Here is a 23,011-nt window from a genome sequence, read left to right on the forward strand (position 1 = left end):
CGGCGTGCGGGAGTTCATCGTCGAGGCCGACGGCGGTTCCCGGGGCAACCCGGGGCCCGCGGGCTACGGCTCCGTCGTCCTCGACGCGGTGACGGGCGAGACGCTGGTGGAGGCCGCCGAGTACATCGGCGTCGCCACCAACAACGTCGCCGAGTACCGCGGGCTCATCGCGGGCCTGAAGGCGGCGTACGAGCTGGACCCGGAGGCGTCCGTCCGGGTCCGGATGGACTCCAAGCTGGTCGTCGAGCAGCTGTCGGGCCGCTGGAAGATCAAGCACCCCGACATGAAGCCGCTCGCCGCCGAGGCCGCACGGGTCTTCCCGCCCGGCCGCGTGACGTACGAGTGGATGCCGCGGGAGCAGAACAAGCACGCCGACCGGCTGGCCAATGAGGCGATGGACGCCGGCAAGCGCGGCGAACAGTGGTCGCCCGCCGCGTCCACCGCGGACCTGGACACACGCGCGTCCCGGTCCGCCGCGGCCGCCGCACCCGAGCCGTCCGGGCCGCCCGGCGACGCGACGGCGGGCGCGGCGCTGGCGAGGGCCGCGCTGGCGGGATCCAAGGGGAAGCCCACGTCAACCGGGGGCAGGACCGGCACCGATTCCTCTGGTGGCGGCCGGTCTGCCGGCGCCGATTCCTCCGATGGCGGCCGTTCCGCCGAGCCCCCGTCCGATGGCGGCAGCCGATCCGCCGGGGCCCGCACCCCAGGCACTGGCGACGGCTCCCGAAGCACGGCCCATGGCCCCCGCACCACCGCCGACGGCCCCCGCACCAGCACCACCGCCGCCGTCGATGCCACCTCCGCTGCCGCCGCTGATCTCCGGGCCGCCAAGAACGTCGCCTCCGTCGCCCCCGACCTGGGGACCCCGGCCACCTTCGTGCTGCTGCGGCACGGCGAGACGCCGCTCACCCCGCAGAAGCGGTTCTCGGGGAGCGGTGGTTCGGATCCGTCGCTCTCCGAGGTCGGCCGGTACCAGGCCGAGCGGGTCGCCGCCGCGCTCGCCGCGCGCGGCACGATCCAGGAGGTCGTGTCGTCGCCGCTGGCCCGCTGCCGCGAAACGGCGGGCATCGTCGCCGCCCGGCTCGGCCTCGGCATGACCGTCGAGGACGGGCTGCGGGAGACGGACTTCGGCGCATGGGAAGGGCTGAGCTTCGGTGAGGTGCGGGAGCGGTACCCGGACGACATGAACGCCTGGCTGGCCTCCCCGGACGCCGAACCCACCGGCGGCGGCGAGAGCTTCGCTGCCGTCGCGCACCGCGTCGCCGCCACCCGCGACGCACTGGCCGCGGCCCACCGGGGCCGGACCGTCCTGCTCGTCAGCCACGTCACGCCGATCAAGACCCTCGTCCGGCTGGCGCTCGGCGCGCCCCCCGAGTCCCTCTTCCGCATGGAACTCTCGGCGGCATCCCTGTCGGCCCTGGCCTACTACGCCGACGGCAACGCCACCCTCCGTCTCCTCAACGACACCTCACACCTGCGCTGAACGGCGGCCCCCGAGGCCCGCAGCCTCCCGCGCCAGCTTCTCGATCCGCGCCCAGTCCCGCGCGGCCACGGCGTCGGGCGGCAGCATCCAGGTTCCGCCCACACAGCCGACGTTGGGGAGCCCGAGATACTCCGGGGCGTTGTCCGGCCCGACCCCTCCGGTGGGACAGAAGCGCGCCTGCGGCAGCGGCCCGGCGAGCGACCTCAGATATGCCGTACCGCCCGCCGCTTCGGCCGGGAAGAACTTCATCTCCCGCACCCCGCGTTCCAGGAGCGCCACGACCTCCGACGCGGTCGACACCCCCGGCAGGTACGGCACCCCGGACGCCCGCATCGCCCGCAGCAGCATGTCCGTCCACCCCGGACTGACCAGGAAACGCCCGCCCGCCGCGACGGACTCGGTCACCTGCTGGGGCGTGATGACGGTCCCCACGCCGACCACCGCCCCCGGAACCTCCGCCGAGATCGCCCGTACGGCGTCGAGCGCACCCGGCGTCCGCAGGGTCACCTCGATCGCCGGCAACCCGCCCGCGACCAGCGCCCGCGCGAGCGGCACGGCGTCGGCGGGATCGTCGACGACGACCACGGGCAGGACGGGCGCCAGGCCGAGGACGGAGCCACGCGAGGAAACCGACGCGTGTGAAGAAACCGACGCGTGTGAAGAAACCGACGCGGGCGAAGAAACCGACGCGTGTGAAGAAACCGACGCGGGCGAAGAAGCAGACGCGGGTGACGACGACGGGGGCGATGTGGACATGCCGTCATCCTGCCCGGGCGGTACATCATGCACAACGACCGTTGCGCATGATGCAATGCAACAGGCTGGCGGGGCCTCAGTGGACCTCGTCCACCAGCACATCCAACGTCCACGCCTTCCCCGCCCCCACCGGCGGCTCCACCTCCACCACGTACCCCAGGTCACGCAGCGCCTCCACCAGCTCCGCCGGGCCCTTGGGCGCGATCCCGGCCGACAGCAGGCTCCGTACGATGCGGCCCTTGGTCGCCTTGTTGAAGTGGCTGACGACCTTCCGGGTGGGCGCGTGCAGCACCCGTACGGTCGCGGTCCGCCCGGCCACCTCGCCCTTCGGCCTCCACGCGGCCGTGTACGCCGAGGACCGCAGATCGAGTACGAGGCCGCCGCCGGCGGCCTCGGGGAGCGCGGACGCCATCGGCGTACGCCAGTGCGTGCCGAGCGCGCCGAGGCCGGGCAGCTTCACGCCCATCGAGCAGCGGTAGGAGGGGATCCGGTCCGTCACGCGCACGGCGCCCCACAGCCCCGAGAACACCAGCAGCGAGCGCGCCGCCCGCTGCTTCGCGGCCGTCTCCAGGGTGGCGAGGTCGAGGGCGTCGTACAGCACCCCCGTGTAGACCTGCCCGGCCGGCCGCGTCCCCGCCGTCAGCAGCTCCGCGTTCTTGGCGACCTCCCCGCGCAGCCCCTCGCTCAGCCCGAGCACCTCACGGGCCTTGTCCTCGTCACCGGCGCACAACTCCACCAGCTCACCGATCACCGCCTCCCGCGCCCCGGTGAGCGCGGGCAGCGACAGCCCCTCCAGCTTCAGGGGAGCGCCACCCGCGGAGGGGGCCTTGCCTTCGGACGGGGGCAGCAGGACGAGCACGGGGGCTCCTTGTTCTCGAGGGTTCCCGGGGCCCCGGCGCTCTCGGGCGTCTCGGGGGCACACGGGGTTCGGGCTCCGCGCCAGCGTACGGGGTGGGAAGGCGGGCCTCCGCAAGGCCAGGGGGTGCCGTCCCGCCCGCCCGGCCCTACGCTCGACCCATGCCCCGCCGCCACCTCCGCGTCACGGGCGCCGCCGAGGCCCCGCTCCGGGCGGCCCTGCGCGCGCTGCGCGGGGAACTCGGCGTGCCCGACGCCTTCCCGCCCCAGGTCCTCACCGAGGCCGAGCAGGCCGCGACGTCACCGCGCCTGCCGTCGTACGACGCCACGGACCTCCCCCTCTTCACCATCGACCCGCCCGCCTCCACCGACCTCGACCAGGCCATGCATCTGTCGCGGCGGCCTGCCGACGACGGCCATGGACGCCACGGCGGCTACCGCGTCCGCTACGCCATCGCGGACGTCGCCGCCTTCGTCACCCCCGGCGGCGCCCTCGACGCCGAGGCCCACCGCCGGGTGACGACCCTCTACTTCCCCGACGGCAAGGTCCCCCTGCACCCCGCCCGCCTCTCCGAGAACGCGGCCAGCCTGCTCCCGGGGCACACCTGCCCGGCGGTCCTGTGGACCCTGGACCTCGACGCGGACGGCCGCACCGAGAGCGTGGACGTCCGCCGGGCCCTCGTACGCAGTCGCGCCAAGCTGAACTACGCCGACGTCCAGCGGAAGATCGACGGAGGTACGGCCGAGGAACCCCTCGCCCTGCTGAAGGAGATCGGGCGGCTGCGTGAGCGCCTGGAGGTCGAACGCGGCGGCATCTCCCTCACCGTCCCCGAGCAGGAGGTCACCGAGCACCCCGCCCCGGAAGCCGGCGACACCCCTGACAGCGGCGACGGCGGCGACGGCGGTGTCGGCGGCGACGGCGGTGTCGAAGACGCACGCTACGAGCTGACCTACCGCACCCCTCTCCCCGCAGAGGGCTGGAACGCCCAGATCTCCCTCCTCACGGGCATGGCCGCCGCCGAACTGATGCTCGCCCACGGCACCGGCATCCTGCGCACGCTCCCCGCCGCACCGGACGGCGCGGTCGGGCGCCTCCGCCGTACCGCCAAGGCCCTGCACATCGACTGGCCCCACCACGTCTCGTACGCGCAACTCGTCCGCTCCCTCGACCCGCACGACCCGCGCCACGCCGCCTTCCTCCTGGAGTGCACGACCCTGCTCCGGGGCGCGCACTACACGCCCTTCTGCGACGGCCGTCTCCCCGACATCACCACGCACTCCGCCGTCGCCGCCCCCTACGCCCACTGCACGGCCCCGCTCCGCCGCCTCGTGGACCGCTACGCCTCGGAGATCTGCCTCGCGGCTGCGGCCGGCACCCCGGCGCCCGACTGGGTCCTGTCGGCCTTCGACACCCTCCCCGACGAGATGACCGCGGGCGCCCGGCGGGCCGGACGCGTGGAGCGCGAATGCGTCGACATCGTCGAGGCGGCGCTGCTGAGGGACCGGGTGGGGGAGGTCTTCGAGGGGTGCGTGGTGGACGTTGACGAGGAGCGACCGGCCTCCGGGACCGTGCAGTTGGAGACCCCGGCCGTCATCGGCCGAGTCGTGGGCGCCCCCGGCGACCGGCTGCCGCTGGGGGAGCGGCTGCGGGTCCGGCTCACGCAGGCCGCACCGGGAGCGGCGAAGGTGCGTTTCGTTCCGGCATGAACTCCCGCAGCAGGCGCACGAGTTGATCGGACTCGTCGGCATGGAAGCGCACCAGGCGAACCTGCCTGGGGCGCCCGAAGAAGGTCAGGTACGTGACGGGATCGGCCAGTTCGACCGTGACGGTGGTCTGCGAACTCATCGCCATGTTCAGCTCGCCGTCCCGCTTCTCGTGCGTCGTACGCAGCTCACGCCGTACCGAAGCGACGGCGTCGAGCGGCACGCACAGATCCACGGTGGCGAAGCGGCGCAGGCGCAGGGTCGTGCCGGTGAGGACGTGGGGGCGGGTCACGGAAGCGGCGTGGAGGCCGACGACGATGAGGATCGTGTAGAGGTCGAGGACGAGGAAGGCCCCGTGCGCGAGCGGAAATTCGCGCAGCAGTACGGCCATGGCCACGGTCTCGACGACACACACGAAGCCGAAGCCGAACATCATGGCCCCCTGTCCGCGCGCGTACCCGAACGCCTGCCCGCCGTCCCCGACCCCGTGCGGCAGCCGCGCCACCCAGCGCAACAGACTGACCAGCAGCAGGAGTTCATGACGGACGAGCGAGCGGGCGACCCGATGGGCGCTCCTGAAACCTGTCGCTAGACCGGTCGCTGTACCGGACTTCCTCATGGGCGGTCCTCCCTCAGTGTCCGAAGCGTGCGGCGGATGGCCTCCGCCTGGGCAGGGGAGAAGTCGGCGTAGAAGGCGCGCAGAAAGCTGCTGCCGCCGCCCCCGGCACCCCCGGCACCACCGCCACCCCCACCACGACCGTCACTGCCGTCGATGTCCAGGTCGGTGTCCGGCGGGACCATGTCCGGGGGCACGAGTGCGGCGAGCACGCGGGCGGCCTCCGCCACGCGGGGGTCGTCGGGCTCGGCGTCGGCGAGCGCGTCGAGCAACGCGTACGCCTCACGCACCCGCTCCACCGCGCCGGGTGCGGCCATCATGCTCTCCAGCGCGGCAAGCATCGCGGCACGCGCCTCCGGCGTCGCCGTGGTCTCCAGCAACGCGAAGACCTCCCGGTCCTTGGCGGCCATCGGGGACTCCGGCACGGGCCCGAACCGCCCGAACAGCGAGGCCAGTTCGGGCGACACGGGCCCCTCGGCCGCCAGCCGCCCGGCGCGTGCGCCCTCGATCAGGTCGCGCAGCCGCTCGCGCCGCTCGCGGATCTCCGTCTCCTGCCGGGCCAGATCCTCCTCCAGCTCGCCGAGCACCTCGACGAGCTCACGCCCGGCATCGTCCGCGAGCACGTCCCGCACCTCGGCCAGCCCGAGCCCCAGCTCCGTCAGCCGCCGGATCCGCGCAAGGACGACCGCGTGCCGCAAGGTGTAGTCCCGATACCCGTTCGCCCGCCGCTCCGGCTCCGGCAGGAGCCCGAGATGGTGGTAGTGCCGCACGGCCCGCGGTGTGACACCGACGGTCGCGGCCAGCTCTCCGATCCGCATGCGACCAGTAGAAACGTTGACGCTGCGGCAAGGTCAAGCGATGAGGAGCGGCAAGGTCAAACGGCGAGGTGCGGCAAGGTCAAGCGGCGAGGTGCGGCCGACCACGAGGTGCGGTGACACCGGACTTCTCCGCGTCCGCCGGGCGTAGCCTGGAGACGGGCGAAGGGGGAGACCAGAGTGAGCGCACGCGGCGAGACACGGTGGACCCGGGCGACCCTCGGGCATCCCGACCGTCCCCTCGACCTCCTCACCGCCCGCTTCGACCGCCACCGCTACGCCCCGCACACGCACGAGGAATTCAGCATCGGCATCTGCGTCCAGGGCGCCTCGTGCATCGACTACCGCGGCGGCGCCCTCACGGTGGGGGAGGGCTCCATCGTCGTCCTGGCCCCGGGCGAGGTCCACACCGGCGAGTCGGCCTTCGGCACCTACGCCTACCGCGGCCTCTACCCGGCCCCCGACCTCCTCACCGACGGCATCCTCGGCGGCACCCCGCACTTCCGCGACCCGCTCCTCCACGACCCCGAACTCGCCGCCGCCCTGCGCACCGCCCACACCGAGCTGAGCACGGGCCCCGACCCCCTGGAAGCCGAGTCCCGCCTCCCCTGGCTGCTCACGGCGCTGGCCCGCCGGCACTCCACGTCCCGCCCCACCTCCGACACGATCCCCGGTGCCAGCGGCATCGCCCTGACCGTGCGGGACCGTCTCGCCGACGAGCTGGCGGCTCCCCCCTCCCTCGCCGACCTCGCCGCCGACCTGGGCCTCTCCCGCTACCAGCTCCTGCGCGCCTTCCGTACGACCATGGGCATGCCCCCGTACGCCTGGCTCGCGCAGTACCGGGTGAGCCGGGCGCGTGCGCTGCTGGAGACGGGCGGGCGCCCGGCGGAGGTGGCCGGTCAGGTGGGCTTCGCGGACCAGGCCCACATGACACGCTGGTTCAGCAGGGTGCTGGGAGTGACGCCCGCGGCGTACCGCAACAGCGTTCAAGACGTACACCGCTGAACGGACGAAAATCGTCCCATGACTGCACGCGGCTGGGTTCTGTTCTCCCTGATGGGCGTCCTGTGGGGCATTCCCTACCTGATGATCAAAGTGGCGGTGGACGAGGTGTCGCCGTCCATGGTCGTCTTCGTACGCTGCGCCCTGGGCGCGGCCCTCCTGCTCCCCTTCGCGATCCGTCAGGGCGGACTGCCGGGCGTCGTCCTGCGGCACTGGCGCCCGATGCTGGCCTTCGCCGTGATCGAGGTCATCGGCCCCTGGTGGACCCTGACCGACGCCGAACGCCACCTCTCCAGCTCCACGGCCGGCCTGCTGATCGCGGGCGTCCCCATCGTGAGCGTCCTGCTGGCCCGCTTCTTCGGCGACACGGAACGCCTGGGCGCCCGCCGGATGACGGGCCTGGCCCTGGGCCTGGGAGGCGTAGGGGTCCTCACCGTCCCGCACCTCACCGGAGGCAACGCCCTCTCCCTCGCCGAGGTGCTGATCACGGTGATCGGCTACGCGACGGCCCCCCTGATCATGGCCCGCCACCTCAAGCAGGTCCCCACCCTCCAGCTGATAGCCCCGGTCCTCCTCCTGTCGGCGATCGTCTACGCCCCCGCGGCGACCCTGACCGCCCCGTCGACACTCCCCTCTCCTCCGGCCCTGATCTCCCTGGCGGCTCTGGGAGTGATCTGCACGGCGTTGGCCTTCGTCGCCTTCCTCGAACTGATCCGGGAGGTGGGCCCGACGAGAGCGACGGTCTTCACGTACGTCAACCCGGCGGTGGCGGTGGCGGCGGGAGCGGTCTTCCTGGACGAACGCCTGACCCCCGCGATCCTGTCCTCCTTCGCCCTGATCCTGGCGGGCTCGTTCCTGGCGACGGCGTCGTCGGCGTCACCGGCATCGAGGGGTGGCGGCCGCCGGGTAGCATGGTCCACACGGCAGACGAGCCGGGCGGACGGCCGCGTGGAGTCCCCCTGACGGGGAACTTCCCGAGGAACGTCCGGGCTCCACAGGGCAGGGTGGTGGCTAACGGCCACCCGGGGTGACCCGCGGGACAGTGCCACAGAAAACAAACCGCCGGGGACCTCGGTCCTCGGTAAGGGTGAAACGGTGGTGTAAGAGACCACCAGTGCCCAGGGTGACCTGGGCAGCTAGGTAAACCCCACCCGGAGCAAGGTCAAGAGGGGCCGCCGTAAAAAGTGGCCCTGCGCGGACGTCCGAGGGTAGCCCGCCCGAGTCCGCGGGTAGACCGCACGAGGCCGGCGGCAACGCCGGCCCTAGATGGATGGCCGTCACCACGGGCGCCGCGAGGACCCGTGGTACAGAACCCGGCGTACAGCCCTGCTCGTCTGCCGCTACCTGCGGCTTTGCCTGAGAAAGGGCCTCCGATCTGCCACGGAGGCCCTTTCTGACTCGCCCTGCACGTGGCGGCGGCACCGGACCTGCTGCGGGCGGACCTCGGACGGACGAGGGCAGGAAGGGAACCATGAAGGGTCTCACCGAGGCGAACCTCAAAACGCTGGCAGGCGCTCGCTCCTTCGATCGCGGACTCGGGTATCTCGACGCGGTGACCGGGGTCGAGGTCGGCGACGGCTGGGTGACGGCGCGCGTCCACGGCACCGAGCGGTACGAGGTGGAGCTGACCCTGGACGGGCCCGGCGGGCTGGGCGGTGGGTGCGATTGCCCGTACGGAGTGGAGGGCAATTTCTGCAAGCATCTGGTGGCTCTCGGACTGACTGTGCTCGCCCAGGGGCCGGACAGCCTGCAGAGGCAGCGAAAGGCGGCCCGGGACCGCGCCCAGGACCTCGACACGTGGCTGTCCGCCCTGTCCAAGGACGAGTTGCTCATCCTGGTGCGACAACAGATCGGCGAGGACCGGCAGTTGCGGCGCCGTCTTGAGCTACGGGCCGCGGGCGCCCGCGGAGATCTCGCCTCTATCCGCGCGAGCGTCCGTGAACTGCTGGACGTACGCCCGTTCGCGCGCTATGGCTACGTCGAGTACGCCGACGCCCGCGCCTACGCCGACCAGGCAGGGCAGGCGGTGTCCGCGATCGGGGCGCTCACCGGCTCCGGACGGGCCGCCGACGCGATCGACCTGACGCGGGAGGCGATGCGGCGGCTGGCCGAGGCGGTGGAGAGCGTCGACGACTCCGACGGCGGTCTGGGTCAGGTCGGCGTCGACCTCGCCGCCGCACACCTTGAAGCCTGCCGCGCGGCCCGCCCGGACCCGGAAGAGCTGGCCGGTTGGCTGGTCGGCCAGGCACTCGGTGACTCCGACGCCGGCCTCACCGACATCGATCCGCTGGACTACGGGGATGTCCTCGGTGAGGCGGGCATGGCCGCCCTACGGACACTCGTGGTTGGGGCATGGCGGGCCAACCGCACCGGATGGGCCGAGAAGTACCTGATGGAACGCCTGGCCAAGACGGCGAGCGATGTCGACACGGTGATCGCCGTGCACGCGGCCGACCTCACGCCGAACGGCCACACCCACCTGCTCATCGCCCGCGAACTGGACACCGCCGGGCGCCCCGACGAGGCCCTGACCTGGGCGGAACGCGGCATTCGGGACGCCCGGGACCTCACCGAGATCGACACCGCGCTCGTCGACCACCTCTGCGAACGCTACGCGCGGGCGGGCCGACTCCCCGACGCCGTCACCCTCCGCCGCGACCACTTCGCCGCCCGCCGCTCCTTGCTCGCGTACCGGCAGCTGCGCGCCACCGCACAGGCCGCCGACCGCTGGCCGGCCGAGCGGGAGGGCGCACTGGCGCTGCTGCGCGCCGACGCCGAGCGACGGCCGCGGTACGGCCGGTACGGCGGCTCGGTGCTGGTCGATGCCCTGCTCGACGACGAGGACCCGGCCGCCGCGTGGCAGGCCGCGGCCGAAACCGGCGCCCATGACAGCCAGTGGCTCAGCCTCGCCGAACGGATCCGCGCAGCCCGCCCCGCCGACGCACTCGACATCTACCTCCGCCTGGCCGAGCCACTGACCACACAGACCGGCAACACGGTCTACGAGCAACTCGTAGGCCTGCTCCTGAGCATCCGGGACTGCCACGGTCGCCTCGGCACACCGGATGCGTTCACTGAGTACGTCACCGCCCTGCGAGCCTCCCAGAGGCGAAAGCGGAACCTGATGCGACTGATGGACACACGCGGTCTGTGAGTTTCCGTCGGCCCGCTCGGCGACACAGATGCATGCGGCTGTCAGCTCATGGCAGGGCCTGCCGCCACCCATGAGTCGTCGAGGAACGGACTGGGCTTGCCGTGCCAGAACACGTCCACGCTGTCGCGTGCTCTCGTCGCCGCCACGAACAGCAGGGACCGGGCCCGCTGGATCTCGTGTCGATGGCGGACCGGGTCCGTAGCACGCAACCTGTTGACGGCCTCGCGTGGCACGAGTCCGTCCGCCACGCCCGCGATGACCATGCGCTGGTACTCCAGCCCTTTGAATCGGAACATCGTGCCGATGTGCACGCCGGTGGAGCCGTGCGGGCCGTCGGAACGGATCTCCACCGAGTCGATGCCGCGCAGCTTGAGCGTGTAGGCCACCTCGGCCGCCATTTGATTCGTTGGCACGCAGATCGCGATCTGCTCGTGCGGAACGGCCGTGTCCGTGTCGGCGTCCCACTCCGCGATGAGCGCGGCCACGCCCTCCCGTTCGGCGGCCCAGTCCACGAACGGGTGCCCGGCGGGAAGCCCACCGCTGAGCACCGACCGGTAGCCGGCGAGTGTCTCCTCGCTGCCGTCCAGGTCGTCGTACGCCGTCTCGCCCAGTACGCCCAGGGCGGAGCGCAGGATCTGCCGCGTGGTGCGGTAGCTGAGGCTCAGTTTCGAGGACCGGCCGCGGATGTTGACGCCCAGGCTGCCCAGCGTCACCTGGTTCTTGTAGATGCGCTGGTGGGTGTCGCCGACCAGGAAGAGGTCGTCGGTACCGCGAGGGGCCATCGCACGCAGCATCTTCCAGTGCGCGGGCCGGAGATCCTGTGCCTCGTCCACCACGATGTGCCGGTACCGGTGGCGCAGCCAGCCCCCTGAGCCGTCCTGGAGGTGGATGTTGTCGAGGCCGCCCGTCGTCTCCCGCTGCTGGGCGATGCTCTGGATGCGCTGCTCGCGGCCGATCTCCAGCCGTGCGGCACGCTCCGCGACCTGGTCCCAGGTCTGCCGCCCCAGGCGGTCCAGCCGCTGGGTGAAGCGCTCGGCGAGCTGCCAGATCTCGGCACGCTCCGCGCGGCCGATGTTCCTTCCGCGCCCGGCGCGCCGGGCGCGGAAGTAGTCGGTGCGGGTGCCGACGGCCTGGCCGAGGATGACCTGCGTCCACTCGTCGTGCAGGAACTCCGGGTCCCAGGCGTCCTCGCCCAACTCGTCGAGCAGCCCGTGCCATTCGCGTACGGCCTGGCTGTCGTCGATGGCCTGTTTCCCGCTGCCCGGTTCGGCCTCGCGGACGATACGCAGTGCCAGCTGGTCGACATGGCTCACCTCGACCCGGCTCAGTAGCTCCTCGCCACCCAGTTCCAGAAGGCGGGAACGCAGGTCGGCGGCGAGGTTCTTGTTGTACGTGGTCAGAAGGACCGGCTTGTCCCGGCCCTGGGGAAGCTGCCGCACGAGATACCGCACCCGGTGCAGGGCGACGATGGTCTTGCCGGTGCCGGGGCCCCCGCCCACCCGGGCGGGGCCGTTGTACCGTCGTTCGACCAGCCTGGCCTGGGTGGGGTGGAGGAAGACCTTCCATCGGCCGAAGTCGCCGCTTTCCAGGGCTTCCCGCAGGGCGTCGTCCGTCGTGGTGACGACCGTCGCAGGCCGCTGGGCGGCGGCCTCGAAGTCGTCCGGGTCGACCGGCTCGGTCGTGGCCACCGGGCGGGTCACCTGGTCGAGTACGTCGTCGTACGACGCTCCGTCGAACAGGGCGAGCAGCACTTCACCGGTGAGCTGCGGCGCGTACTCGACGAGGCCGAGCAGTTGGTCCTCGGTGGCGAGGGTGCGGATGACGGGCAGCAGCGGTTCGGCGACACCCAGCTCCGACAACTGCCGGTCGGACCAGTCGGCGAACAACGGACGCACAGGTTCCGGCTGTGTGGGCGCGGCCGGTTCGGTGGGCGCGGGGGCCGACGGAGGCGGGGCGGGGAGACGGCGCAGGACGCTGTCCTCGACCACCTCCAGGTCCACGTACTCGATGCCGCCGGTGACCTGGTTGACGCCGTACGACAGGCGGTTGTAGACGTCCTTGCGGTGTTTGACGGAGACGATCAGCCAGTCGTCGTCGGCGAGCCGCAGCAGGAGCGCCCGGTACTCGTCGTTGACGCGCGCCGACCAGAGCCTGCTGTCGCCCTTGAGCTGCTGGAGTTTGAGCCCGGTGGTGTGGGGGTTGTTCCGGAACTTGTGCTGGAAGTCGAAGAACGCGCCCTTGACCGTGCGGGGGAGTTTGAGGATCTCCTTGTCGGCTTTGTCGAGCAGGCGCAGTGTGACGCCCGAGGTGTTCATCGCTTCGGCTCCCCGTCCCTGATGGTGTCGCTGTCGTGCTGTCGTGTCGTGAGCCGGGCGATCATCGCCGCCGGGTCCCAGTGGGCGGCGGTGCGGACCGTCCAGCCCGCCGCCGAGAACGCCTTGTCGCGGTCCTGTGCCTCGTAGTCGGGCTCGTCGCCGTTCGGGCGGGGGGCGAGGACCACACCGATCCGGGCGGCGGGCCACGCCAGTTCGGCCTGCCAGCCGTGGCCGTCCAGTTCGTAGCCGTCGTGGGGCGCGGGCACGGCCGCGTCGGCCAGCGCGTGGGCGAGTTCGGTGAGCCCGGGCTCCTCCGGGTCGAGGAGTTCGATGACCCGGTTCCAGCCAGGGTCCCGGCGCGGTTCGTCGCCGACGGGTGTCCTGTCCGCCGCCGAAGGGCTCGGCGGACGCGCCTCACCGCTGCCCGTGGCAGGCACCGAGGGAACGGGTACGACACCGACGGAGGCCGGCGAGTCCGCAGGAGAGGGCACCGGCGTGCGGGTCGACGTCAGCCAACCCTCCCCACCGGTCACGGTGAGCACTTCGGGGACGAAGGCGTCGATCATGCTCGACGTCAGCTGGGCACTGTCACCACCCCCGTGCTCCAGGAACTGCAGCACATTGCTCCAGTACAGCCAGGCACGCCAGCGCCGCTTGTGGGTCGGCTCGTCGGCGAGGGCCGCGTCGCTGTCGTCCAGGACGGACAGCCCCGTCCAGACGGGCGGAGTGCGTCGTCCGTCGGCGGCGAGCACCAGACGGCAGCCCGACGCGTCTGGGCCGGACAACACACGCACGGGTCCGGGAGCCCCGGTGGGCGTGCCACCACGCAGCGCCGCCCTCAGCCCCTCACCGACTCCGTCACCGGTGAGCGCGGCGGCGCGGACCCCGTCCACCCCGCTGAGACCGGCGGCAGCCGCCTCCGCTCGCCGCCTCCAGCGCTCCGGATCCGGAGCGCGCAGGTAGGCCAGCAGCAGCCGGGCCGGGTTGACCCACACCGTCTCGGCGAGTTCACCGGGCAGGCCCCGGCCCACGCGGTCGTAGTAGTCGCGGGCCCGCTGCTGTCCGGCCGTGCCGTACGGCTCCCACACCGGGTGGGCGGAGCCGCCTCCCGCGTATCCCGTGTCCGTGATCCGCTGACGCCACTCCTTGACGTCGTGGTAGGTCAGCTGGAACACACGAAGACCGTCCGCCCGGAGCCGGGTGCGCTTCATCGCGTCGTCCGCCAGCCGGTTGTGTTCACGGGTGGCGTGGTACGCGTAGCCGTCGAGGTACAGGGCCACGCGCGGCCCGGGGGTGTCCAGCCGTTCGAGGAGTATGTCGGGCCGGGTGCCGTCCAGGGCACGCTGCTGGGAGACGCGCCAGCTCACGGTCGACCCGTCGGCCGCGGAGAGCCGCAGGTCGAGGGCGTACGTACCGGCCGAGGTCGTGTACGTGTCCGCCGCGGCCCTCGACTCGGCCAGTTTCGCCCAGTCCTGGAGGGTGTCGATGAAGAGGATCTCCAGGTCGCTCTCGGCCTGCCGCTGCAGCGGGATATGACGTGTCGTCGCCACCGGCGAAGTACGCCACCGCTCACCGTCGGCGCCCAGCAGCTCGTCCAGCATCTGGCGGACCTCGCCCCGGCTGACCTTGTCGTAGTCGGCGGCCGGTACCCGCCGCAGCAGGCACTGGTGGCAGCCGTCGAGCCCCTTCTCGCGGCAGGCGCAGCCCTCGATGACATCCCGTGCCCTGAGCAGTACCTCCCGGAAGCCGTCGGCGGAGGCCAGCCGGTGCAGGTAGCCCGTGCCGCCCGGCAGCCGGTCGTAGACGACGAGGAAGCGTCTCGGCCAGTCCGCGTCGAGGTCGCCCGCGTGGTCGGGCATCGTCGCCTCGGCGATGTCGATGTGATCGGGGTCGCCGCCGTAGCGAGCCGCGATCCCCACGAACAGGGCGGCGGTGAACGACGCGAGCCGCTCCTTGACGCGCGCCACCGACGCGGGCAGCAGGATGCGCACGGCCTCGGTGGTCAGTTCGTGGGCGAGCAGCAGCGGCACGTCCTGGCCCTTGCCCTGCTGTTCGCCCGTGCCGGTCACCGGCCTGCGGACCCGACGGCGTGGGCACCACAGCTGATGGTGCTGGGCGGCCGGGGTGCTCGCCGCCCCCGACTCGGTGAGCGCGTGCTGCGGCACGTCCACCACCGGCCGGCCGTCGGCCGTGGCGCCGCCGCACTCGGTGCAGACGTAGAACGGGTTGATCCGTACGTCCTGTCCGGCGAGGGGCACCGTGCTGCTGCCGTCCTCGCGGTCCAGCCCGAGGTTCAGTGTCCGGATCGTGGCGTGGCGGGTGAAGTCCACGCCGAACACGGCGGTGTCGTGCCGCCAGGAACCCGGCGTCAGACGGTCGGGGTCGACGTCCACGGTGGTGAGGACGGCGTAGCGCCTGCGGTCCCGTTCGTCGTGGTCGTCGCGGACCCGGGCGTCGTCGCGCTTGTCGCGGGAAAGGACGCGCCTGGGCCGCAGGACACGCTGGACGCAGCCCGCGTCGGCGATCTCCCGGCCCTGACAGCGCGGGCACGGATCGGTGTTGTGCTCGGCGTTCTGCTCCTCGGTGCGGACGTAGCCGCAGGCGGGGCAGAGCCGCCACACCGACCAGGCGCGGCGCTCGGGACCACCGACGTCGAGGGCGCGTACGACGTGACGGTAGCCGTTGACGTAGAAGCTGTTGCCGGGGGCGAGTTCGGTGAGGGCCAGCTTGCGGGACCGCTCGTAGTCCCGCGTCTCACTGCGGTACACCTTGCGGACGGCACCCTGCTCGGCGGCTTCCGTCTCGTCGGTGTCGTCGTCCTCGCCCGGGGTCTCTGTCCAGTACAGCGTCGCTTCCAGTTGGGTGGTGGTGTCCGTCAGGCTGTAGTTGGGCAGCAGGCCGAGGTCCACCAGGGTGGCGTGGGCGCCGGCCTGGCTCAGCTCCCGCAACACGTCGCCCGCCCCCCGCCGTTCGGCGAGCAGTTCGCGCCGCTCCCGGGCCTGCGACTCGTCGGACAGGGCCAGCTGCTCGGCGGCCTCGTCGATCGCCGCGATCCTGCGGCGCAGCTCCTCGCGCCGCCCCGTCCAGTCCTCCTCGGCCTCCTGCAACGCGCGCGCGATCCCGCCGGTCGCGTACGACCGGAGTTCTTCCGCCGCGTACGCGGAGACGCCCGCCCCGTCGGAACCGTCGGAACCGTCGGAACCGGAGCCGTCGGGGTCTCGCCCGTCGCTGTCGGCGGGGAACAGGGCCAGGAACTCCTCCACGAGCGCCGTTCCGTGCGTGCGCGCGGCGTCCGCGAGGTCCTCGCACCACCCGCTGGTGCCGAACAGGGCCGAGGAAAGCCGGGGGAGCGGCGCGAGGACCTCGCCGTCGGCGGTCCGCAGCTCGCCGCGGGCCGCCAGGTCCAGCAGCCGGGCCGTGTACTGGCGGCGCAGGATCTCCACCGCCGACAGATAGCAGCCCGGCGGCAGAATGGTCCCGGCGATCATCTCGCGCGGCTCGTCCAGGTAGTACAGATCGCGTGCCTTGCGTCCGCCGAAGGCGACGACCAGCGCGTTGCCCGTACGGCGACCCGCGCGTCCGGCCCGCTGCACGTAGTTGGCGGGACCGGCCGGCAGGGAGCCGAGCAGTACGGCGGACAGGTCGCCGATGTCGATGCCGAGTTCCAGGGTCGGGGTGCACGACAGCACGTTGGGGTCGGTGTAGTGCGTGCCCGTCCTGAAGGCGCGCTCGACGCGCTCGCGTTCGGGGCGGCTGAGCATGCCCGTGTGCTCGGCGGTCACCACGCGGAACGTGCCGCCCGTCAGATAGAGGCGCCGGTAGTAGTCGCCGGTGTAGTCCCGTTCCGGTACGAGGGGGCCCGAACCGAAGCGGGACACCTCGGCCTCGGCGGTGGTCCGGTCGGCCTGGGGCGCGGTCAGCCTGCCCTTGCACCGGTAGCGGGGGCAGGGATGTCCGTACCAGCGGGTGCGGCGCTCGGGCGCCACGACCTGCTGCCAGCGGCAGTCCTCGCACGCGACGAAGGCCTTGTTGACGACGGCGTCGTCGAGGAGCCGTACCTCGATGTGGCCGGGCTGCAGCCCGTACACCCGGGTCTGGCGGTCCCGGGCGGTCCGCACCGCGAGCACGCCCGCGTCGGCGAGGGCGGGCAGCAGCCTGCGCAGGTACTCGGTGGCCCCGACGGCGTCCAGGTCCAGGCATCTGCGGGTCCAGTCCTGGTACCAGCCCAGACGTCCTGTGATCGAGTCGAACTTGGACGGGTCCTTCTGCCCGTCCAGCAGGAACCGCGGTGGGGCGACCCCTTCGGGGAACGCGGGCATGCCGTCCGGCCGGCGCCCCCAGATGACGTGGCGGTCGGTGCCGGCTTCCTTGATCCAGGCGTCCAGCCAGTGGTGCCGCACCGCGCCGCGCAGCCGCAGCCGCTCCAACAGGCCCCTGACGTAGGCGAGATAGCGTTCGGGCGTGGGCAGCCCGCCGACCGCCAGCAACTGGCCGGGCAGGGTCAGGTGCAGGTCCCGCGCCAGGTCCGTGACCCGGTCCGGGTCCGCCACGGTGACCTCGGCGGCGGCGGTCCGGGTCAGCTCAAGGGTGCGGCCCATGCGGCTGCGCAGTCCGAACTCCATGACCGTCGCGAACGCCAGCCGTTCGCCGATCAGCCGCCAGGTCCGTGCGTCGCCGGTGCCGCGCCCGGAGAGCAGCCGGTCGACGCCCGGTTCGTCGTGCAGATCGGGGGGCACCACGGCGGCCAGCGCCTCCGGGTCGTCCACCGAGTCCAGGACATGGCCGATCAGGTCGTTCAGCGCGGTCGGCGCACCGGACTCGTCCAGGTTGTGGGCGAGCAGCGAGCGGAGCGAGAACTTGTACGAGGCGTTGGCGACGTATCCCGCCCGGTGCGCCGCGTCCTGCGTGGAGTCGTTGAACAGCAGCGTCTTGCGCTCCTCCGGTACGAGCGCGATGTCGCCGCCGGTGAACAGCTGGGTGACCGCCGCCGAGGCGAGGGCAGCTCGGGCCGTGCCGAGGAAGCGGATGCTGTTGTCGGTGTGGCAGGCCGGGCACCGGTCGTCCTTGGCGGCACGGTCGGCGGTCTTCCTGTCGAGCACGGCCAGGGTGAACCAGGCGTCGACGAGATCCCCGCCGTCCCCGGTGGTCGGCAGCCGGTAGGTGCCCTGCCCGCCGTCCAGCACCACCACCGACAGCGGGTCGACGCCGCCGTCCGAGGGGCGTGCCCCGGTCAGCGCGTCGAGGGCCTGCTGCCGCTCGCGGGCGGTGGCGGAGACGAAGTAGCGGATGCGCCGCTTGTCCCGGCCCACCCCGGCCCGCCAGATCCGGTCCTGGGCCATCACCAGCTGCTGCGGATCGGTCTCGGGAGAGAGAGCGGCCCAGCCGGAGCGTCCGCAGTTGCGGCAGTACACGGCGGGCAGGTGCACCTGGGCCGGGCGGGGCGCGGTGTCGGCGCCCGGCAGCGGCTGACCGCTCGCGGACGACGGCCAGCCGCCGGACGAGGCGTCCGCATCCTCCTCCCCGGGCGGCGCGGCGTTGAGCGCGGCCCGGCGGGCGGCGGTGCGGTCGTCCTCGTACCAGCGGAACTCGGGGGTGCGCCCCACCCCGCGCAGCACCCGGGTCACGGGCCGCACCCACAGGTGTGCCTCGATGTGCAGCAGCGGCCGGGGCCTGCGTTCGTCGGAGTCCGGGTCGCGGGCGGCCGACAGCAGCGCCACGAACCGGGACAGCGCCTGGAGCACCAGCCGCGGGTTCTCCCGCGCGGTGCGGGGCCAGGAGTAGCCGAACCGGGCGAGCCGGTCCCTGAGCGCCCACTCGTCCAGCGGCTCTCCGCCGAGCAGCGAGAGCACACCGTGGGTGAAGTCGTGCCGCTTCAGCAGCCGCCCGACGCGGAAGGCGTCCAGGCCGGAGCGGCCCAGCATCCGGGTGGCGAGCGCGTCCAGGTCCAGCAGGTCGGGCCTGGCCTCCACGTCCGGCCCGCCGGACACCGCCACGACCTCCTGCGGCGTCGGCGGTTCCGGCAGTTCGTAGTCCACGGCGCCGGTGAACTCGTCGGCGGTCATCCGCTCCTCGCCGATGACCGCGTCCGCCGGGAACGGCATCCCGAACACCCGCGCCGCCACGTCGAGGATGCCCCCGGCCTCCTTGCCCGGCGAGCCCTCGCCCAGCGTCGCCGAGGTCGCCACGGGGCAGATCGACCCCAGCGGTCGGCCTGGCCGGGACGCGCCCGTGGCGGCGGCCAACCGGCGCAGCAGCATCGCCACGTCGGTGCCCTGCGCGCCGTCGTACGTGTGGAACTCGTCGAGTACGACGTACGCGGGCTCGGCGTCGTCCCACAGGCTGCGGTCCTCGCCCCGTTGCAACAGCAGGTCGAGCATCTTGTAGTTGGTGATCAGTACGTCGGGTGGGGAGACGCGCATCTCCTCGCGGCGTGTCATCACCCGCCGGAAGTCCGTGTCGGGCCGGTCCCCGATGTACAGGCCCGCCGTGACCTGGGCCAGCTCCGGTCGCGCGAGGTACTCCCCGATACGGCCGGCCTGGTCGGTGGCGAGCGCGTTCATCGGGTACAGCAGCACGGCCTTGATCCCCGCCCGCCCTTCGGCCTTCCGCCGCCGGCAGTGGTCCAGTACGGGGATCAGGAACGACTCGGTCTTGCCGGACCCGGTGCCCGTGGTCACCAGCGTCGGCCTGGCGGGCCCGTGCAGCGTGGAGAGCCGCGCCCATGCCTTGGCCTGGTGCCGCCACGGGGCGAACCCCGGGAAACCGGCCGACGACTCCAGCTCCCGCTGCCACCCGTCGTCGGCGACGTGGAACGGCGTCCTGATCCGCAGGTACGGCCCGCGGAAGATACCGGTCTCCGGATGCCCGAGGAACCGTTCGAGCGCACCGCGGGTGTCCTCGTCGGCGAGGGCGTACGTCGTCGTGAGGTACTGCGTCAGACTGCCGCGGAGCTGCGCGGCGGCCATGGTGGGCTTCACGACGGTCCCCCTTGCGATGCCGGTGCCGAGGCCGGTGCCCTGGTGATCGGTACCACCGTATAGGGGGTGGCTGACAGCCCCATACGGTGGTGAACCGGACCTGCTGGGAGTTGCCTAGGAGGTCTTCCAGCGCGTCATCTCGTCGGCGAAGTCGCGGTACGAGCGGTTGTTGCCCGCCGGCCGGGCGGTGACATGGCCGCCCCTGACCGCCTCTTCCATGATCTTGGGCGCGTGGGATTCGCTGTACGGAGGTTTCCCGAGGCATTTCGTCAGGTGCTCCTTGGCCTTCACGAGCTTGCCGAGGTCGCGGCGGCGTTCGGCCTCCTTGAGGTTCCAGCCCGGTTTGACCTTGGGGAACGCTTCGGGGAAGAGCATCAGCCAGGCCTCCATCTCATAGGCGGCCAGTGCCAGAGCGGAAGGGCAGCAATCCTTGAAAGTGGCGCGCATCTCCTCGGTGATGCGCCTGCGCACACTTTCGTAGCTCTCGTCGGCCACCGCGTCGAAGTCGACGTGTATGACGACCCCGGCCAGTCGCGCGGTGTCCGCGTGGCCCTGCGCGAACCGCTTGATCTGCTGAAGACGAGGAGAAAGCGTTGCCTGAGCACGCGCCAACCGGACGGGTTTCCTCATGAACTTCACTTCGGGGCAGACTCCCGGATGCAGCGCGGGAATCAGGTGCTGGAGCACTTTGAAGTCGTTCTCGCCCTCACCGGCGACCACGATGACCGAGCGCTGACGGCCGCGAACAGGCTTCGGACTCACAGGGCGCCCCCGAGAGCCCCCGAGTACCAGAGATCGCCCATCGGCTCGTACTCGGATCTCTCGATGACCCGCAGAATGTCCTCCAGGCTCCGAGCCGGGATGTGGGAAGCGCCGCTCGCCAGCCGTTCACACACGATCAGTTCCTCGGGCTCCAGATCGTTGACGAGGACCGGGGAATGGGTGGTCACCAGGAACTGGCCGCGTGTACTGGCCTCGCGGAGCCTGAGCGCCAGAAGACTCAGTACATGGGGGTGGAGCCCGTGATCGATCTCTTCGATACAGGTCAGCAGCGGCGGCTCCGGATCATGAATGACCGCGAGCATGCACAGGGCTCGGACCGTGCCCCAGGACGCGTCTGCCAGGCGGGTGCGCCCTCGCAGGCGATTCTCCTCCAGTTCCACTTCGACCAGGCCGGAGCCCGGCAGTAGAGACATATGGATGTTCCGGATCTGGGGGACCGCGGTCCTGATGTCCTCCAGGAGAAGCTCCCAGGCGTCCCCGTGTTCCTGGAGACCCAGCAGAAAGTCCGCCAGATTGGATGCGTCGCCTTTGAGGTGCCGCCCCGACTCGCTGACGGCGGAGGGCCGTCGCGCGGCCCTCACATCCGGGTCGAAGACCCGAACGCGGGAGAGGTGGTGTCTCACATCGCTGACGGCCTTGGCAGACGAACCGCCGTCCGGCCAGGGGATGATCTGGTTCTGGTGAAGGGCGGACACCATTCGGCCGACAGTGACCCGAACCTTCTCGTTGCCGGTCTCCGACGGGTGGTTGACCACGCAGACATCGCTGGTCAGTTCGGCTGACGACTCCGCGTTCGGACGTGGGTGGTGGGCGAACCGCTCCTGTCGGTAGAGCACATGCTCACGGTTGCGAGGTTCGGGGAGTCGGCGCTGCGAGACGCTCAACTCGTAGCCGTCCGGGACTTCTTCCGATGCGAAGTCCGACCAGATTCCCTCGACCCCGATGGTGATCTTCGACATCGGACTCCGGCCGCCCCGGAACGCCAAGGCGTCGAACCCTCCACGCTCCTCCAGCGCCGGCTCGATCCCCTTCCGCGTCACGTCCCCCAGGAACTCCAACGCGTGCAGCACATTCGACTTGCCCGCCGCGTTCGGCCCGACCATGACGGTCAGGGGCCCGAGCGGCAGCTTCGTGTCGGTCAGGGTGCGGAAGTTGCGCACTGTGAGACCGAGTATCCGGTGGTTCAAGCCTCGCGCCCATCGTGGACCGGCCGGGTCGCGAGGACCCGGGCATCGAACTGGTGCGCACGGCGGACGGTCCCCGAGAAGCAGGCTGCTGAGTGCCGCTCAGTTCCCCACGTGTGTCGTCCACTTGGCGCGTCCGACCACCGAGCATCACGAAGCGTACAACTTGCGTCACACCGTCACCAGGTACTTGCGTACTTCAGCCATGCGGACCGAAAGGGCTCTCTTTCCCCCCGCCGTGCGTACGCGGACCCTGACGGGAAGGGAAAGCGCGCGGGCAGTGCCGAGGGGGAGCCGCGATGTCCGAACCGCTCTACGTTCCCGTTCTGCCGGTCCGGCAGCATGCCCGGATCGCCTACGAACGCCTCCGGCCCGACATACAGGCGGCGGTCGCTCCCCTCTGGAACCTCCCGCCCTCTCCAGGGACGACTCCGGCGCAACTCGAGAGGGCTCACTGGCAGAAGGAACTGCGCCGGGTGAGGGGCGTGCACCGGCGTCATCCGGGCTGGATCGACGCCCCGTTCGCCGAGGCCGCGCAGATACCGGCACTCTCCGCGATCCTGGACGAGTGCACCGCACTCAACCGCCTCCTGCGCCCGGTGACCGGCCCCGAGCGGAGCGAGGCCCAGCAGACGGCCGCGGTGGAGACCGCCCGCCGCTGCGGCTGCGGGGTCGGTGTCCGTGTCCGCATGCCGGGGGAGTGGGACGGAAACGTCGCCGAGGCCGTCGGCGCCCTGCTGGACCGGGTCGACCGGGAGGTGCCCGTCGATCTGCTGCTGGACCTGGGCGCCGTCCTGCCGGGCCGTCCCGACGCGGGCAAGGAGGCGCTGCGCGCCCTGGACGCTCTGGTGGCACTGGCCGACAACTGGCGGACGGTCGCCGTACTCGGCGGGGCGTTCCCTCACGTCACGGACGACATGATGCGGTTCGGTGCGCCGCACGAGGAGCCCCGCGCCGACTGGGACATGTGGCACGAGATACGGGCAGGCCGCCGGGAACGCCTCTCGCGGCTGAGATACGGCGACTACGGAGTGCAGCCTCCCGCAGCGCTCGCCACGGTGCCGGGAGGCGGAGGCCCGCCCTGGGGCGTCCTCCGCTACACCACCGATCGCTCGTTCGTGCTGTGCAAGGTGGTGAACGGTGGGTCGGACCGAACGGCGGGCATCCGGGCCGCCGCCCGCCGGGTCCGCGATCTGCCCGACTTCCGGAAAGCGGTCGCGAGCGCCGGGGAGACCTGGTTGCGCGACTGCGCCGGCGGGCCCGTGACGGACAGCGAGGGCACCGGCACCCACACCCAGTGGCTCTGGGCAGGAAACGTCCAGCACATGACGTACGTCGTCCGGTCCCTGCCCGGTCCCTGAACCGGC

13 protein-coding genes, 1 other RNA gene and 1 pseudogene are annotated in these 23,011 nt (G+C 71.9%); 7 read left to right on the top strand and 8 right to left on the bottom strand.

Annotation, left to right across the window (positions count from 1 at the left end; genetic code table 11):
• Positions 1-4: 4 nt before the first annotated feature.
• On the top strand, positions 5-1,483 hold the full coding sequence (locus tag SCAB_RS31360) for a bifunctional RNase H/acid phosphatase (RefSeq protein WP_013004125.1): 1,479 nt from the start codon (positions 5-7) through the stop codon (positions 1,481-1,483).
• Here SCAB_RS31360 and eda read toward each other — a convergent pair.
• Both eda and yaaA read right to left on the bottom strand, forming a co-directional pair.
• Positions 1,469-2,086 (bottom strand): bifunctional 4-hydroxy-2-oxoglutarate aldolase/2-dehydro-3-deoxy-phosphogluconate aldolase, encoded by a 618-nt coding sequence (gene eda / locus SCAB_RS31365; RefSeq protein ID WP_041671107.1) that lies wholly within the window; start codon positions 2,084-2,086, stop codon positions 1,469-1,471. The genes SCAB_RS31360 and eda overlap by 15 nt on opposite strands.
• A gap of 229 nt (positions 2,087-2,315) precedes the next feature.
• A complete protein-coding gene (gene yaaA, locus SCAB_RS31370; protein WP_013004127.1) occupies positions 2,316-3,098 on the bottom strand; it encodes a peroxide stress protein YaaA in 783 nt (260 codons plus the stop codon).
• A 158-nt stretch (positions 3,099-3,256) separates the two neighbouring features.
• On the opposite strand from yaaA, the gene SCAB_RS31375 reads away from it, so the two are divergent.
• Complete coding sequence (locus SCAB_RS31375) at positions 3,257-4,801, top strand: RNB domain-containing ribonuclease (protein ID WP_013004128.1); 1,545 nt, start codon at positions 3,257-3,259, stop codon at positions 4,799-4,801.
• Here SCAB_RS31375 and SCAB_RS31380 read toward each other — a convergent pair.
• Complete coding sequence (locus SCAB_RS31380; RefSeq protein WP_013004129.1) at positions 4,752-5,417, bottom strand: hypothetical protein; 666 nt, start codon at positions 5,415-5,417, stop codon at positions 4,752-4,754. The two genes, SCAB_RS31375 and SCAB_RS31380, sit on opposite strands and share 50 nt — an antisense overlap.
• Positions 5,414-6,232 carry a MerR family transcriptional regulator gene (locus SCAB_RS31385; protein WP_013004130.1) on the bottom strand — a complete coding sequence of 273 codons (819 nt, stop codon included), beginning with the start codon at positions 6,230-6,232 and terminating at the stop codon, positions 5,414-5,416. The genes SCAB_RS31380 and SCAB_RS31385 overlap by 4 nt, the downstream gene beginning before the upstream one ends.
• Before the next feature lie 177 nt (positions 6,233-6,409).
• Here SCAB_RS31385 and SCAB_RS31390 point away from each other — a divergent pair, with 177 nt between their 5' ends.
• The 4 genes and pseudogenes from SCAB_RS31390 (at position 6,410) to SCAB_RS31400 (ending at position 10,385) form a co-directional block, all read left to right on the top strand.
• On the top strand, positions 6,410-7,234 hold the full coding sequence (locus tag SCAB_RS31390) for a helix-turn-helix domain-containing protein (RefSeq protein ID WP_013004131.1): 825 nt from the start codon (positions 6,410-6,412) through the stop codon (positions 7,232-7,234).
• 81 nt (positions 7,235-7,315) lie between these two features.
• Positions 7,316-8,032, top strand: a pseudogene (locus SCAB_RS49440) (DMT family transporter); the annotation flags it as partial.
• Between the two features lie 127 nt (positions 8,033-8,159).
• Positions 8,160-8,568: RNase P RNA component class A (gene rnpB, locus SCAB_RS43950), an RNA gene on the top strand.
• Between the two features lie 134 nt (positions 8,569-8,702).
• Complete coding sequence (locus SCAB_RS31400) at positions 8,703-10,385, top strand: SWIM zinc finger family protein (RefSeq protein ID WP_013004133.1); 1,683 nt, start codon at positions 8,703-8,705, stop codon at positions 10,383-10,385.
• A gap of 41 nt (positions 10,386-10,426) precedes the next feature.
• Here SCAB_RS31400 and SCAB_RS31405 read toward each other — a convergent pair whose 3' ends face one another.
• The 4 genes from SCAB_RS31405 to SCAB_RS31420 all read right to left on the bottom strand — a co-directional run bounded on the left by SCAB_RS31405 (position 10,427) and on the right by SCAB_RS31420 (position 21,647).
• Positions 10,427-12,700, bottom strand: coding sequence for a UvrD-helicase domain-containing protein (locus SCAB_RS31405; protein WP_013004134.1), 2,274 nt, complete (start codon positions 12,698-12,700; stop codon positions 10,427-10,429).
• On the bottom strand, positions 12,697-19,677 hold the full coding sequence (locus SCAB_RS31410; protein WP_013004135.1) for a DEAD/DEAH box helicase: 6,981 nt from the start codon (positions 19,675-19,677) through the stop codon (positions 12,697-12,699). The genes SCAB_RS31405 and SCAB_RS31410 overlap by 4 nt, the downstream gene beginning before the upstream one ends.
• Before the next feature lie 114 nt (positions 19,678-19,791).
• Positions 19,792-20,439, bottom strand: coding sequence for a hypothetical protein (locus SCAB_RS31415; RefSeq protein WP_106437330.1), 648 nt, complete (start codon positions 20,437-20,439; stop codon positions 19,792-19,794).
• On the bottom strand, positions 20,436-21,647 hold the full coding sequence (locus SCAB_RS31420; RefSeq protein ID WP_013004137.1) for an AAA family ATPase: 1,212 nt from the start codon (positions 21,645-21,647) through the stop codon (positions 20,436-20,438). The genes SCAB_RS31415 and SCAB_RS31420 overlap by 4 nt, the downstream gene beginning before the upstream one ends.
• Before the next feature lie 296 nt (positions 21,648-21,943).
• Here SCAB_RS31420 and SCAB_RS31425 point away from each other — a divergent pair, with 296 nt between their 5' ends.
• On the top strand, positions 21,944-23,005 hold the full coding sequence (locus SCAB_RS31425) for a beta family protein (protein ID WP_013004138.1): 1,062 nt from the start codon (positions 21,944-21,946) through the stop codon (positions 23,003-23,005).
• Positions 23,006-23,011: the final 6 nt, after the last annotated feature.

The sequence above is a fragment of the Streptomyces scabiei 87.22 genome, from assembly GCF_000091305.1.
Classification (GTDB): Bacteria; Actinomycetota; Actinomycetes; order Streptomycetales; family Streptomycetaceae; genus Streptomyces; species Streptomyces scabiei.

Excerpts from the sequence above, each read along its gene's own strand:
- SCAB_RS31380 (WP_013004129.1), bottom strand. The coding sequence starts at position 5,417 with ATGAGGAAGTCCGGTACAGCGACCGGTCTAGCGACAGGTTTCAGGAGC.
- SCAB_RS31400 (WP_013004133.1), top strand. The coding sequence starts at position 8,703 with ATGAAGGGTCTCACCGAGGCGAACCTCAAAACGCTGGCAGGCGCTCGC.
- SCAB_RS31425 (WP_013004138.1), top strand. The coding sequence starts at position 21,944 with ATGTCCGAACCGCTCTACGTTCCCGTTCTGCCGGTCCGGCAGCATGCC.
- SCAB_RS31405 (WP_013004134.1), bottom strand. The coding sequence starts at position 12,700 with ATGAACACCTCGGGCGTCACACTGCGCCTGCTCGACAAAGCCGACAAG.
- SCAB_RS31375 (WP_013004128.1), top strand. The coding sequence starts at position 3,257 with ATGCCCCGCCGCCACCTCCGCGTCACGGGCGCCGCCGAGGCCCCGCTC.
- SCAB_RS31385 (WP_013004130.1), bottom strand. The coding sequence starts at position 6,232 with ATGCGGATCGGAGAGCTGGCCGCGACCGTCGGTGTCACACCGCGGGCC.